Raw genomic sequence first — 14,014 nt, 5'->3', positions numbered from 1 at the left:
GCGGGGCTCCCCTGGGGAGTCCCGCCATCGCTGTGTCAGGCCCCGGGTTCGCGGGGCGTGTCGGCCGCGCGAGGCTCCTGGGCCTCACGTGCAGGCTCCGCCTCGCGCGCCTCCTGCGCGAGTCGTTCCTCCTGTGCCACCCGCGGCGCCTGCGCCTCACGCACGGTGGCGTGGTCCGCGCGCTCGTGGGAGTCGTCGTCGTTGCGGCCGTGGATGTCACGGTTGCGCTGACGGTTGTTCTTGCGGTCGAACGTGTCCCAGCGCTGCAGGCGCGACCTCACGGCGGCCGTCGTGTACTCGTACCGGTAGCGCTGGTCCTGGTTGCGATAGCGGCGGTACAGGCTGCGATACGTCCACCAGCCCACGACGAACGGCACCGCCAACAGCACAAGGCCGAAGAAGCCGATGTCGCCCGAGCTTGAACTCGAGCCGAGGATCACCGCGTCCATCGCGCTCACCCCGCCACCATGATCGCCGCGCCGAGCGGCCACGCCACGGCGGCCGTCAACACCGTCGCGAGGAAGGTCACGCCCCACAGCCTGGCCTTGTTGATGGGGACCGAGCCCATCACGTTGCCGTTGCGGCCGTTGACGGCGATGTAGTGCACCATCACCTGCCCGGTGTCCGACTTCTCGGCATAGCTGTACAGCCACACGGGCAGGAACACCGTCGCCCACCGGCTTCCGTGCACGTCCATGTCCTCGTGCGTCCACCGCACGCCGCGGTCGTACTGCATGAGGTCGTCGCGGATTCCCTCGCGGGCCATGGTGAGGAACTGCACGTGGGCCTTGCGGGTGACGTCGTCAATGTTGAGGTCGCGCTTTTCCGCGGTCGCGTCGCCGAGGTAATTGCTGTCGAACGCCACCATATTCTTCACGTCGTAGGGCAACAGCGAGTTGATGATGTTGTTGGTGTTGGCGCGGTTGTCGATGTTGGACCGCGTCGCCGACGACTCGATGATGAGGTCGTCGATGTGGAGGTCGAACTCGCGCACCACGTCGTACACGTCAGCGTCGTAGTAGGTGGTCGACGTCTTGCCGTGCTGAACGGTGTAACGCCGGGTCTGCACCTCGCCCTTGCCGTGGAAACGGGCTGTCACGTTGCCGTCGACTGTCATGTAGGGCAGGTAGACCGCGAGGACGTTGTCGGGCTTGAATTCCGCACGGAACCGCTTGAGCGCGAAGAACTTGCGCTTGCCAGCGAACTGGCCGATCCTCGCGATCGCGTCCTCCTTGGAGATCGCGAACGGCACGATGCCGTCGGGGACGGCGCCGTTGGGGATCTTGTCGTTGATCGACAGGATGGACCGGCACCAGTGGCAGCGCGCCTCGAGCGTGCGGCCAGTGTCGACCACCACCTCGGAGCCGCAGCCCTGGCACTTCAGGGTGATCAGCGTCTCGGCGCTCGTGATGTCGGCCGCGCCGGACATGAACGTGCGTCCAGCGAGATCGCCGATGCCGTCGCCCAGCCCGTGCGCGTCCTCGAGGCGCGTGCCCACCCACTCGTAGCGGCAAAAGCCGCAGATGAGGCTCAGCGTCTCGCCCTTGCGCGAGACCTCGGTGGAACCGCACTTGGGGCAGTCATCGTGCCCGTGCGCGCGTCCCGTCGAGGTGTTGATGACGCTGTCATCGGCCGATGCCTCGGCGGGCTCCCGTCCCGCGGGTTCAGTCATCGAGGGTTCCCAAACGTTAGAGGCCGAGCGCCTTGCGCTTGAGGGCGTCGAAATCCTCTTGCGTGATGAGCCCCTCGTCCAGCATGGACTTCGCCTCGCGGATCTGGTCGGCGGCGCTGGGAGCCGCGGGTGCCGCCGCCGGCTGCGCGGCTCCCTGCTGCGGCGCCTGGGGCTGGCCCGGCTGATTCTGCATCAGGCCTCCGAGCGCACCCCCGGCAGCGTTCATGCCCATCCCCATGAACGCGAGTCCGTCGCCGCCGCCGGTCTCGCCAGCGGCCTGGATGCCTCGTGCCGCCGACTGCCGCAGGAACGAGTCTCCGCGGCCACCTGCGAGGGCATCGGCCTTCTGGACGTCTTCCAGCAGCTTCGCGGTGGGGGCGTCATATTCGATCGCGAGCAGCGCGGCGGCATGGATCGTGATGCCGCGCTCGTCGGTCCAGCGGTAGTGCTCCTCCACCACGCTCGACAGCGACCTGGCGAACCCGAGCGCATCGCCCTGGATGGCCGAGATGCGGTTGCCGCGCTCGCCGTCGTTCGTGTAGCGGGAGAAGGCGGCGGCGAGCGAGCCCACCACCTCGTTGAAGAGCTGCTCGGAGACGGGGTTGTCGACAGCCGACAGGTCGAAGATCCCGGCGTTCTGCGTCAGGTACGCGGCCGGGACGATCGCCTTGGCGAACAGGATGGGGTCCACGACCTTCAGCGTGTACGAGCCCCGCGTGACGGCGCCGGCCTGCGTGCCCAGATAGCGGTCGTCCCAGTAGATGGGTCCCTGCGTGCCAAAGCGGTTGTTGGGGATCTCCTTGAGGTTCACGTAGAACGCGAGGTGCTGCACGCCGGGCTGGCCGCCGTACTTGAAGCGCTCCCACGAGCTGGTCAGCGTCGAGGAGAAGATCCCGCCGCCGGTGAAGAACGACTTCGCCTGCTGGTCGGTGTCGGAGAAGATGTAGCCGCCTGCCTCGCCCACGAAGTTGGTGATGCCGCCGTCTTGGAAGGTCAGCAGGCCGAAGCCCTCGGGGACCACGATCTTCGAGCCGTTGGTGATGACGTTCTCCGAGCCCCGCACATTCGAGCCTCGTCCAGCGTTCTGCCCCTGCGGCACCGCGGGGAACACGACGGCGGTCTGGGGGACGTTGTCGGGAGGGGTGAGGAAGTCGATCCACTGGTCGGCGAGCGTTCCCCCGATCGCCCCGATTGCTGCCTGGATAAAGCCCATGCGTACCCCTCCTTGCGTCGTGTCGCGCCAGGCTATCGCGGGCGGGCCGCGCGCGATAGGGCGGCGCGGCGCGTTCGCCGACTCGTCACCGGCGCACCCGCGCGGGCTCCAGCCCGTAACGCTCGAGGAGCTCGACCATGAGCGGCGACGGGTCCCCCGACATGGTCACGTGCGCGGACGTGAACCGCGTCGCCCCCGCGTCCGGCTCCACCCACACCGTCCACCCCGACGGCTCCCGCGAGGATGAGCCCACATGAATATCGGTGCGCGCCACTCCCCCGCCACGCCAGTACAGCGTGGCCCTCGTGACCCACGCCTCGCCGCGTGCCCCTGCCACCGTCCACGTGTAGGCGTCGGCTCCGTGCGCCGCCCCCGGCGGAATCTCGCCGTCCTCCGCGTAGTAGCTCTGCTCGTCCTCCTCGACCTCGAGGTCCTCGCCGCCGAGCTCCATAGCGAAGTCGGGAAGCGCGCGCCGGAGAATCCGTTCCCAGTCGTCGACAGCCAGTTCGGGTGGAACCTGCCCGCTCACGTCGATGCCCTCGTCGGCAGTGCGCAGCAGGTCGAGGCCGCGACGGGCGTCGAGGCGCCGCGCAAGCATCCAGCCGCACCCGGCGTGGCGTTCGCACAGCCACAGCGCATCGGGCGGATGGCCGCCGTCGCGCCCGCGCGCGGCGCGCTCATGCCACTCGAGATCCTCCTCGCGCGGCACAAACTCGACGAGCGCCCCGCGCTCGCCCACGCCGGCCCCGCACACACCGCACCGTGGTGGTCCCATGACCACACCGTAGGGCTCGCCACCGACACGCGCCCGCGCAGCGGCTAGCCGAGCGTGGCGAGGTAGTCGACGAGGACTCCCGGCTCCATGTAGTTGATCTCGTTGTAGTCGAGGAACTCGCCGTCGATCGCGACGGACGGCGTCCCCGTGAGCCCATCGCTCACCGCAGCCTCGGTCGCGGCGACGGCGATGTCTTCGTAGTCGGTGCCCTCGATGGCGGTCTGCCCCTCCTGCGACACCCCGGCATCGGCCGCGATGTCGGCGATCTGCGCGTCGGTGAACCCGTCCGAACCCATGTCGGACTGCGCGGCCATCAGCGCGGCAACGAAGGCGGTGTAGGCCTGCGGGTCGCTCTCGGCGACGGCCATGGCGGCGGCCGCGGCGCGCGACGAGTAGGCGCTCTCGAAGTAGCCGTCGAGGATCGCGACGGGGTGCTGGACGATGGCGATCTCGCCAGCGGAGAGCAGTTCCTCGAGCTCGGGCACCACCTCCTCTTCGAAGGTCGCGCAGTGCGAGCAGGCAAAGTCGAAGTACAGCTCGACGGTTGGCACGTCGGTGGCGGCCTCGGTCCCCACCGCGCCGTCGACTCCCAGGGTGATGCCGCCGTCGGCGTCGACGCCCTCGGGAAGGGTGCTCGCCTGGGCCTCGGGCACGGCGCTGTCGGCGGTGGACGCGAACGCGTAGATGCCGACGCCGAGGATGACGGCGACGATCGCTCCGAGCGCGATCAGGATGGGGGCGCGGCGGCGCGGCGCGGAAGCTGAGGCGGGGTGGGCGGGCATGAGTCCTCCTGGGCTCGTGGGCGAAGGGGACGTGTCGAGCGCTGAGGTTCGAGCCTACGGGCGCCCGGGCTCGCCCACCCGGGACGTGGGGCTCACGCGGTGGGTCCTGGCGGACCAGCGTCCGTCCGCGTGGCCCACCTCGATGGGGTGCGCGAAGCACGCGCTGACACGGTCGGTCGTGAGGACCCGCCCCACGTCTCCGGCGGCCACGACGGCGCCGTCGCGCAGCAGCAGTGCGTGACTGGTGCTGGCGGGCAGCTCCTCGAGGTGGTGGGTGACGAGGACGCTGGCGAGGCCCGGATGCGTCTCCGACAGCAGGTCGAGCGTGTCGAGCAGCTGCTCGCGCGCCGCGACATCGAGCCCCGTCGTGGGCTCGTCGAGCAGCAGGAGGTCGGGCTCGGAGATGAGGGCGCGGGCGATGAGTGCCCTCCCCCGCTCGCCCTGCGACAGCGTGGGCCAGCGGGAGTCCTCGTGCCCTGCCAGGCCCAGCAACTCCACCAGCTCCCGCGCCCTGGCGACCTGTGCCGGCGAGGGTGACCACCGCATCGGCCGCTCGATGGTCCCCGTCAGCCCGGTGAGGACCACGTCCGTCACCGTCAGTGCCGAGGTGAGCCGATGGCGCGGGTCCACGTGGCCGATGCGCCTGCGCAGCGCCTGCAGTTCGACGCGGCCCAGGCGCTTGCCGAGGACCTCGACGGTACCGCTGGTCGGGTGGGTCTCGGCGCCGCAGAAGCCGAGGATGGTCGACTTACCGGCGCCGTTGGGGCCTAGCAGCGCCCAGTGCTCGCCCGCGCGCACCGTGAGGTCGACGCCGTGCAGGATCTCGGTGGCGCCGCGTCGGTACGTGACGTCCGCGAGCGCGAGGACGATGGCGGGTTCGGCGGGCACGTCGGTCAACCTATCGCGCGGCGGTACGGTGAGGAGCTCGCCTCGCGCGTGCCCCACCCCCTGACGGAAGGACCACCCATGCCCGATGCCCCCGCTCGCCGAGCGCCCCGTGCGGGCCTCACGACGGCATCGGTCATGACGGCGCTGATCTTCCTGGTGGCGCTCAACCTGCGCCCCGCGCTCACGTCCGTGGGCCCGCTGCTGCCGCAGCTGGGCGACGACCTGGGGCTGGGCGAGGGAGCGCAGGGCCTGCTGACCGCGCTGCCGCTGCTGGCGTTCGCGGCAGTCTCTCCCCTGGTCCACCTCCCCGCGCGGCGCTGGGGAATGGAGCCCACCGTCCTCGTCGCGCTCGCGGTCCTGGCCGGCGGCATCGCCATGCGCTCGTTCGTGGGCGGGGCGGGCCTGTGGATCGGCACCGCGGTGCTCGGGTGCGCGATCGCGGTCGGCAACGTGCTGGTCCCGGCGCTGGTCAAGCGCGACTACGCCGGGCACGTCTCGCGGGCGACCAGCATCTACTCGGCGAGCATGACCGTCGGCGCGGCTCTCGCATCGGCCATCGCCGTGCCCCTCGCCGGTACCGACGGCTGGCGCGGCTCACTCGCCTTCTGGGCCATCCCCGCCATCCTCGTGGCGCTCATCTGGATCCCTCGGGTGCGCCACAGCCACCGCATGCCGGCAGCCCCGTCGACGGCTGTCGAGCCCACCGAGAGCGTGTGGCACCAGCCCACGGCGTGGCTGGTCACCGCCTACATGGGCCTGCAGTCCACGACGTTCTACATCCTGGTCAACTGGCTTCCCACCATCGACGCCTCCGAGGGCGTGAGCGCCTCGCAGGCGGGAGTGCACCTGTTCCTGTTCCAGCTGGTGGGCGTGCTGTCCGGGCTCGCCATCCCCCGCCTCATGCGCGCCGACACCCAGGTGCTCGCCGCCGCGGTCGCGGGAGTGCCGACGATCATCGGCGTCGCCGGGCTGCTGCTCGCTCCCACGCTGAGCGGCCTGTGGGTAGTGTTCGCGGGCGCGGGCTCCGGCGCGTCGCTCGTCATCGCCCTGTCGCTGTTTGGCCTGCGCGGAAGGACCGCGGGAGAGGCGGCCCGGCTGTCCGGCATGGCCCAGTCGCTCGGCTACCTGCTCGCCGCCGCGGGACCCGTGACGGCCGGATGGCTCGCTCAGGCCACCGGCGCCTGGCACGCCTCGCTCCTGCTGGTGCTCGCGCTGGCGACCGCGCAGTTCTGCGTCGCCTTCCCCGTGGGCCGCGAGCGCCGCGGCACCTGAGCCACCCTCATTACGGCCGATGCCGTGGCCGCGTGAGGCGACCACGGCATCGGCCGTACGGGGTGACGGGGATCAGTCCACGTCGTCGTCGACCCAGTCGAGGGTCTTGGTGACCGCCTTCTTCCAGTTGCGCATGAGGCGGCCGCGCTCGTCGGCATCCATGGAGGGGGTCCAGCGCTTGTCCTCGGCCCAGTTGTCGATCACGTCCTGCTCTCCCGACCAGTAGCCCACAGCAATGCCCGCGGCGTAGGCGGCGCCGAGCGCCGTGGTCTCCGCCACCTGGGGCCGCACCACGTCGACGTCCAGCAGGTCCGCCTGGAACTGCATGAGGACCTCGTTGGCCACCATGCCGCCGTCCACCTTGAGCTCGGACAGCTCGACGCCCGAGTCAGCCTTCATGGCGTCCAGCACCTCCGCCGTCTGGAAGGCGGTGGCCTCCAGCACGGCACGGGCGATGTGCCCGGCCTTCACGTAGCGGGTGAGGCCCACCAGGGCGCCGCGGGCATCGGAGCGCCAGTGCGGGGCGAACAGCCCCGAGAAGGCGGGAACGAAGTAGGCGCCGCCGTTGTCCTCGACGGTCGCGGCGAGCTTCTCGATGTCCGGAGCGTCCTTGATGAGGCCAAGGTTGTCGCGCAGCCACTGCACCAGGGACCCGGTCACGGCGATGGAGCCCTCCAGCGCGTACACGGGTGCCGCGTCGCCAATCTTGTAGGCGACGGTGGTGAGCAGGCCGTTCTTGGACGGGACCTTCTCGGTGCCGGTGTTCATCAGCATGAAGTTGCCGGTGCCGTACGTGTTCTTGGCCATGCCGACCTCGAAGCACGCCTGGCCGAACGTCGCGGCCTGCTGGTCGCCCAGGATGCCCGCGATCGGCACGCCGGGAAGCAGGCCACCGCGGCGGCCCTCGCCGTAGACCTCGGCGGAGGAGCGGATCTCGGGAAGCATCGACAGCGGGATGCCCATGTCCTTCGCGATGGACTCGTCCCACTGAAGCGTGTCGAGGTCCATGAGCATGGTGCGCGAGGCGTTGGTGACGTCGGTGACGTGGACGCCGCCGTCCTTGCCTCCCGTCATGTTCCACAGCACCCACGTGTCGATGGTGCCCATCAGCAGGTCGCCTGCCTCGGCCTTCTCCCGCGCGCCGTCGACGTTCTCCAGCACCCAAACCACCTTGGGTCCGGCGAAGTAGGTCGCGAGCGGCAGGCCGACGGTGTCCTTGTACTTGTCCGCGCCCTCGTCACCGGCGAGCCTGTCGATGATCTTCTGGGTGCGGGTGTCCTGCCACACGATGGCGTTGTAGACGGCCTTGCCGGTGGTCTTGTCCCACACCACCGCGGTCTCGCGCTGGTTGGTGATGCCGACGGCCTTGATGTTCTCGTGCGTGAGGTCGGCCTTGGTGAGGGCCTGACCCACGACCTCGCGGACGTTGGTCCAGATCTCGTGCGGGTCGTGCTCCACCCAACCGGCCTTGGGGAAGACCTGCTCGTGCTCCTTCTGGCCGGTGGAGACGATGGTGCCCTTCGCGTCAAAGACGATGGCGCGGGAGCTGGTGGTGCCCTGATCGATGGCGAGGACGAAGTCGTTCATGGTGGTGCCTTTCACTTCATTGTGCGGGGACGGCAGGGCTACTGCCTTGAGGATGTCAGACGCGGGTTTAGTAGACGGCCGCGGCGAGGAGGCCGGCGGCGACGCCACCGAGGATGGGGCCGACGATCGGCACCCACGAGTACGCCCAGTCGGAGGTGCCCTTGCCCTTGATGGGAAGGAGGGCGTGGGCGATGCGGGGGCCGAGGTCACGGGCGGGGTTGATGGCGTAGCCGGTGGGACCACCGAGGCTCGCGCCGATGCCGACCACCAGCAGGGCCACGGCGAGCGGGCCAAGATCGACGGGAGAGTTGCCGAAGCTCAGCACCACGAAGACCAGCACGAAGGTCGCGACGACCTCGGTCAGGACGTTCCACCCGTAGGAGCGGATCTCGGGGCCGGTCGAGAACACGGCGAGCTTGAGCCCGGCGTCCTCGGTCTCGTCGAAGTGCTTCTTGTACACGAGGTACACCAGCACCGCACCGATGAAGGCACCGGCGACCTGCGCGGCAAGGTAGGTGGCGAAGTTCGCGGCGTTGACGGCGATGCCGGGCGCGAACTCTTCAGCGCCGGACGCCCAGATGCCGAAGGTGACGGCGGGGTTCAGGTGGGCACCCGTGGAGAAGGCGACATAGACACCGGAAAAGACACCGAGGCCCCAACCGAAGTTGATCAGCAGCCATCCGCCGTCGAAGCCCTTCGACTTCGTCAGCAACACGTTGGCGACCACACCACCTCCCAGGAGGAGGAGCATCGCCGTACCCAGAAGCTCTGGGAGGAAAATATCGGACACGGGCATTCCTTTCGATCACGTCGTTGTGACGGCGGCGCACGGGGTAGCGCCTGGGAGCCCCCCGGGGATCGGGGCGGCACGTGTGAGGGGATCGGCGGGCCGCGGGTGCGGCCGGCCGATGCTGTGACGGCTAGGGGACGGCCGTCTCCTCCGCGGGGTGCAGCGGCCGCATCGGGGCGATATCGGCGGCGACCGCGCGGGCGCGGTTGGCGGCCTCGTCGTCGGCCTGGCGCGCGGCGTCGGCATCGGCCTCGACGCGGGCACGGTAGGAGGCGACCTCCTCGGCGACCCGGGCGTCGTCCCAGCCCTGGACGTCGGCGATGATCGCGGCGATCTCGTCCGCGGCGGCGACACCCGCATCGGCCACCTCGTAGACCAGGCGCGTGCGGTGCATCATCACGTCCTCGAGGTGCAGCACCTGTTCGTGCGTCGCGGCGAAGTGAATCTCGGCGCGCAGGTAGGCGGGCGCGTGCTCGAGCGGACGCGCGAGGCTCGGGTCGGCCTCCACGGCCTCGATGAGGTCGTAGATGCCGGCACCGTAACGGTGGAGCAGGTGCTCGACCATCGGCTTGTCCCAGCCGTGGCGCTGCGCGAGGGCGCGAGCCTGGCGGCGGACCGCCTTCAGGCCCTCGGCACCCCACAGCGGGATGCGGTCGGTGATCGACGGCAGACCCTTGGCGCGGGGGCCGATGGCGAAGTCCACGGCGTCCTTGGCCATCACGCGGTAGGTGGTGAGCTTGCCTCCCGCCACGACCGTGAGGCCGGGCGCCGGGGACGCCACGGTGTGCTCGCGCGAGACCTTGGAGGAGCTGGTGCCCTCCTTGGTGCCCGGCTGCAACAGGGGGCGCAGTCCGGCGTAGGTGCCGATGATGTCGTCGCGCGTCAGCGGGTCCGCCAGGACGTCGTTGGCGTGGGCGAGGATGTAGTCGATGTCCTCGCTGGTCGCGACGGGGTGCGTGGGGTCGAACTCGTACGGCGTGTCCGTGGTGCCGATGATCCAGTACCGCGACCACGGGATGACGAACAGCACCGACTTCTCGGTCTGCAGGATGAGGCCCACGTCGCCGCGGATCTTCTCGCGCGGCACCACCAGGTGGACGCCCTTCGAGGCGAGCACCTGCAGGCCACCCTCGCCCTGGGCGAGGGCCTCGGTGTCCTCCGTCCACACTCCGGTGGCATTGATGACGTGGCGGGCACGAATGGTGTGGCGCTGGCCGGACTCGAGGTCCTCCACCACCGCGCCGTTGACGGCACCGGACTCTCCGTGCGTGAGCTCGACGACCTGGGTGCGGTTGGCAACCATCGCGCCGTACTGCGCGGCGGTGCGGACGAGGGTGAGGACCAGGCGCGCGTCGTCGACGGCGGCGTCCCAGTAGCGAATGGCGCCGATCGCCGCGTCGTGACGCAGGTCGGGGAACTTCTTGGCCATGCCGTGACGGGTGAGGTGACGGTGGATCGGCATCGCGCGGCGGCGACGGCCGTTGACCGAGGCGAGCGTGTCGTACAGGGCGACGCCTGCGCCCACGTAGGCGCGCTCCCACACCCGGTTCTCGAGCGGGTAGAGGAAAGAGACGGGCTTGACGAGGTGGGGTGCGAGCTCGGTGACGAGCAGGTCGCGCTCCGTCAGGGCCTCGTGCACCAGGCGGAAGTCGAGCATCTGCAGGTAGCGCAGGCCGCCGTGGACCAGCTTCGACGAGCGCGACGAGGTACCGGAGGCCCAGTCCTGGGCCTCGACGATGCCGGTGCGCAGGCCGCGGGTCACGGCGTCGAGCGCGACTCCCGCGCCGGTCACGCCGCCGCCGATGACGAGGACATCCAGCGGCTCGTCTCCGCTCATCGCGGCCAGTGCCGCGGTTCTGCTCTCCGGGGTGAGCATGCTTCTCATGGCGTCAGTGCCTCCTTCTTTCCGCACATCTCACTCGCGTGTGAACGAATGGGCAAGTAGCATGCACATATGTGCAGCGAGGCGGTGTGGTGATGGGAAGTCGTGACGACTTGGCGCTCTCGGGAATGCGCACGCGCGAGGACCTGATGCGGGCCGCGGCGGCCATGTATTACCTGGAAGATCACACGATGGAGGCGGTCGCTCGACGCCTGGGACAGTCCCGGTCCAGCGTCTCCCGGCTCCTCAAGGCGGCCCGCGAGACAGGCGTGGTGCGCATCGAGGTGCGCGACCTCGACACCGTCGACGTCCTATCCCGCGAGCTCGAGGACGAGCTCGGGGTGCCCTCCCAGGTGGTGAGGGTCCGCGAGCCCGTCACCGACGCGGAACGGCTGGCACAGGTGGCGCGCTACACCGCGTCAGTCCTGCCGGAGTGGTTCCGCGACGGCATGACGATGGGAGTCGCATGGGGCACCACCATCGACGCGATCATCGCCCACCTCGCCGACCACCCCCTCACCGGGGCCACCGTGGTCCAGCTCAACGGCTCCGTCACCCCCACCATGGCGGGCGTCGCCGTAGGAGCCGAGCAGATGGGCGCCATTGCGCAGGCCTTCAACGCCGAGATGATCCCCTTCCCCGTGCCGGCCTTCTTCGACTTTCCGCGCACGCGGCAGATGATGTGGCAGGAGCGCTCCGTGCAGCAGGTGCTGTCGCGCCAGGGGGCCGCCGACCTCGCGCTGTTCGGCATCGGTGCCATCCACTCCCCCGTGCCCTCGCATGTGTACGCCTCGGGCTACCTCGACGAGCCCGACCGCCGCATGCTCGCGTCCCAGGACGTGGTGGGCGACGTGTGCACCGTCTTCCTGCGCGCCGATGGCTCCTGGCGCGACATTGCCATCAATACGCGGGCGTCGGGCCCCACACCGCTGGAGCTGCAACGGATCCCCCGGCGTGTGGCGGTGGTCGCGGCCCCGGCGAAGGCCGTCGCGCTCCTCGCCGCGCTGCACGCCAGCACGATTACCGAGCTGGTCCTCGACTCGGGCACGGCGCGGGCGGTGCTGCACGAGGCGCGACGCAGGGGCGGCAACGCCGGCCGCGCACACGCTGGGGCGACGCTCCGCTAGCCCGTACCGGAGTGACGGTTGATTGCCGCGACGCACCGTGGCATCGGCCGATGCTGCGGCGTGTCACGCACAGCAGCCGTCACGTCGTCACGCGTGCGGACGGTGACTACCCCTGGGCACCCAGGTAGGCGAGCACTGCGAGGACGCGGCGGTGATCGTCCGACGCCGGCAGCAAGCGCAGCTTCGCGAAGATCGCCGTGACGTGCTTCTCCACCGCGCCGGCGCTCAGCACGAGCGCCTCCTGAATGCCCGCGTTGGAGCGCCCCTCGGCCATGAGCGTGAGGACCTCTCGCTCCCTGGGGGTCAGCGCCGCCAGGGGGTCGCGCCGGCGCGCCACGAGGAGCGCGGCAAGCTCGGGGTCGAGCACGGTGCCGCCGGCGACCAGGGTGTCGATGGCGCGCGCGAACGCGGCCATGTCAGTGATGCGGTCCTTCAGGAGATACCCGACGCCGCCTGCGCCGTCCGCGAGCAGTTCCTCGGCGTACGCGCGTTCAGTGTGTTGCGACAGCAACAACACAGGAAGTCCCGGGGTGTCCCGGCGCAGCGCGAGGCAGGCGACGAGCCCGTCGTCCGCACCCCGCGGGGGCATGCGAATGTCGGAGATCACGAGGTCGGGCCGCTCGCGCGTCACGGCCGGGGTGAGCTCGGTGGCGCTGCCCACGGCCGCGACCACCTCGTGTCCCATGTCCGCGACGAGGCGTGCGAGCCCCTCGCGCAGCAGCGCGCTGTCGTCGGCGAGGACGATGCGCATGCGGGCTCCTATCCGACCGGCACCCGGGCGGTCAGGAGGGTTCCACCCGTGGGCGCATCGGCCACCGTGAGCGTACCGCCGGCGCCGGCGACCCGATCGGCGAGCCCCGCCAGGCCGTGCCCCTTCGCCAGGTGGGCGCCACCGCTGCCGTTGTCGGCCACGACCACGACGAGGTCAGCGCCGTCGCTCACCACGCTCACGGCCACCGCCGAGGCCCCCGAATGCTTCGCCGCGTTGGCAAGGGCCTCGGAGACCACGAAGTACGCCGCCCCCTCCACCGAGGCGCTCAGGTCGGCGGGCACGCGCGCGTCGAGGTCCACCGGAATGGTCGACCGCTCCGCGAGCGACTCGACAGCGGCCACCAGGCCGCGCTCGGTGAGCAGCGGGGGTGCGAAGCCGCGCGTCATGGCCCGCAGCTCGGCGAGCGTCTCGGCCGCCTGCCCCCGGATCTCGGCGAGCGAGGCGCGCGCGGCCTCCGGGTTGTCGGCCAGCTGACGCTCGGCACGCTCCGCATCCATCTGCAGCCGGATCAGGCGCTGCTGTGGCCCGTCGTGAAGGTCGCGCTCGATGCGACGCAGCGCCGATGCCTCCGCGGCCGCCGCGGCACCCCGCGCGCCCTCGAGCCTCGCCACCTCCTCGCGCAGGCGCCGCTCCTCGCTCGTCACGAGCAGGCCGCGCCCCATCGCGAGGTGCATGAGCGCCAGTCCGCGCACCACGACGGGCAGGGTGACGAGCGCCACCACGCCGATGGTCACCTGGCCAGCGACCGAGTTGAGCCAGTCGAGGATTCCCACGCCCGTCGACTCCTGCTCGGGCAGGTAGCGCTCCCAGATGAACGATGTGGTTCCAGCCAACGCCGCCGATGTCCACGCGATGGTGATGCTCCAGGACGCGACCGCGACGGGGAACACGACGATCGCGTGCAGGACGTCGAGCCACATACGGCCGTCCCGCAGCGGAGCGAAGAGGCGGCGCATGCGGCTCGCCTCCGCGTCTGCGCGGGAGTACACCGCCACCAGCGGGCCATGGCCCAGCGCTCCGAGGCGGGCCCGCTCCGCGTTCGCGAAGCCGCGGGCGATCCAGAGGGTGGCCACCATGAGCGGCACACCGACCCAGATGATGACGAGGCTGATGCTCGTCGCGAGCAGGGAGAAGACCACCGTGAAGGCGACGGTCGCGATCGGGAGGAGCGGCAGCAGGTAGCCGAGGTCGCGGCCCATCTGGGCCGCCTGTCGAGCAATCCAGGGGCGCTGCGCGGAAGGATTCGTGTTCATG

Annotated in this window: 13 protein-coding genes; 2 read left to right on the top strand and 11 right to left on the bottom strand. The window is 70.4% G+C overall.

The annotated features are described in order from the left end of the window. Positions 1-35: 35 nt before the first annotated feature. The 6 genes from B7K26_RS06250 to B7K26_RS06225 all read right to left on the bottom strand — a co-directional run bounded on the left by B7K26_RS06250 (position 36) and on the right by B7K26_RS06225 (position 5,330). Entirely contained in the window at positions 36-458 is a 423-nt protein-coding gene (locus B7K26_RS06250; protein WP_084078052.1) for a hypothetical protein, read from the bottom strand. Then, positions 455-1,672 carry a hypothetical protein gene (locus B7K26_RS06245; protein WP_084078050.1) on the bottom strand — a complete coding sequence of 406 codons (1,218 nt, stop codon included), beginning with the start codon at positions 1,670-1,672 and terminating at the stop codon, positions 455-457. Before B7K26_RS06245 ends, B7K26_RS06250 begins: the two co-directional genes overlap by 4 nt. Before the next feature lie 16 nt (positions 1,673-1,688). Further along, the gene (locus B7K26_RS06240; RefSeq protein ID WP_084078049.1) at positions 1,689-2,885 is read right to left on the bottom strand and encodes an SHOCT domain-containing protein; all 1,197 of its coding nucleotides are present in this window, start codon (positions 2,883-2,885) and stop codon (positions 1,689-1,691) included. 85 nt (positions 2,886-2,970) lie between these two features. Beyond that, the gene (locus B7K26_RS06235; RefSeq protein WP_143340528.1) at positions 2,971-3,660 is read right to left on the bottom strand and encodes a hypothetical protein; all 690 of its coding nucleotides are present in this window, start codon (positions 3,658-3,660) and stop codon (positions 2,971-2,973) included. A 44-nt stretch (positions 3,661-3,704) separates the two neighbouring features. Then, a complete protein-coding gene (locus tag B7K26_RS06230; protein WP_084078046.1) occupies positions 3,705-4,442 on the bottom strand; it encodes a thioredoxin domain-containing protein in 738 nt (245 codons plus the stop codon). A gap of 54 nt (positions 4,443-4,496) precedes the next feature. Further along, positions 4,497-5,330 carry an ABC transporter ATP-binding protein gene (locus tag B7K26_RS06225; protein WP_200811002.1) on the bottom strand — a complete coding sequence of 278 codons (834 nt, stop codon included), beginning with the start codon at positions 5,328-5,330 and terminating at the stop codon, positions 4,497-4,499. Positions 5,331-5,408: 78 nt separating this feature from the next. On the opposite strand from B7K26_RS06225, the gene B7K26_RS06220 reads away from it, so the two are divergent. Beyond that, positions 5,409-6,602 carry an MFS transporter gene (locus B7K26_RS06220; protein WP_084078042.1) on the top strand — a complete coding sequence of 398 codons (1,194 nt, stop codon included), beginning with the start codon at positions 5,409-5,411 and terminating at the stop codon, positions 6,600-6,602. A gap of 72 nt (positions 6,603-6,674) precedes the next feature. Here B7K26_RS06220 and glpK read toward each other — a convergent pair whose 3' ends face one another. The 3 genes from glpK to B7K26_RS06205 all read right to left on the bottom strand — a co-directional run bounded on the left by glpK (position 6,675) and on the right by B7K26_RS06205 (position 10,855). After that, complete coding sequence (glpK, locus tag B7K26_RS06215) at positions 6,675-8,189, bottom strand: glycerol kinase GlpK (protein WP_084078040.1); 1,515 nt, start codon at positions 8,187-8,189, stop codon at positions 6,675-6,677. Positions 8,190-8,256: 67 nt separating this feature from the next. Further along, on the bottom strand, positions 8,257-8,985 hold the full coding sequence (locus tag B7K26_RS06210) for an MIP/aquaporin family protein (RefSeq protein WP_084078038.1): 729 nt from the start codon (positions 8,983-8,985) through the stop codon (positions 8,257-8,259). A gap of 124 nt (positions 8,986-9,109) precedes the next feature. Next, positions 9,110-10,855, bottom strand: a complete 1,746-nt coding sequence (locus tag B7K26_RS06205) for a glycerol-3-phosphate dehydrogenase/oxidase (RefSeq protein ID WP_375537577.1) — start codon at positions 10,853-10,855, stop codon at positions 9,110-9,112. Positions 10,856-10,956: 101 nt separating this feature from the next. On the opposite strand from B7K26_RS06205, the gene B7K26_RS06200 reads away from it, so the two are divergent. Then, positions 10,957-11,988, top strand: coding sequence for a sugar-binding transcriptional regulator (locus B7K26_RS06200; RefSeq protein ID WP_234998719.1), 1,032 nt, complete (start codon positions 10,957-10,959; stop codon positions 11,986-11,988). Between the two features lie 106 nt (positions 11,989-12,094). On the opposite strand, the gene B7K26_RS06195 is transcribed toward B7K26_RS06200, so the two are convergent. Beyond that, positions 12,095-12,739 (bottom strand): response regulator transcription factor, encoded by a 645-nt coding sequence (locus B7K26_RS06195; protein ID WP_084078035.1) that lies wholly within the window; start codon positions 12,737-12,739, stop codon positions 12,095-12,097. An 8-nt stretch (positions 12,740-12,747) separates the two neighbouring features. Next, positions 12,748-14,013 carry a sensor domain-containing protein gene (locus B7K26_RS06190; protein ID WP_084078033.1) on the bottom strand — a complete coding sequence of 422 codons (1,266 nt, stop codon included), beginning with the start codon at positions 14,011-14,013 and terminating at the stop codon, positions 12,748-12,750. Position 14,014 lies beyond the last annotated feature (1 nt).

Source organism: Demequina sp. NBRC 110057, assembly GCF_002090175.1.
In the GTDB taxonomy this organism is placed as follows: domain Bacteria; phylum Actinomycetota; class Actinomycetes; order Actinomycetales; family Demequinaceae; genus Demequina.
Note: the sequence above shows the minus strand (reverse complement) of the source record. Positions and strands in the feature narration are given on the sequence as shown.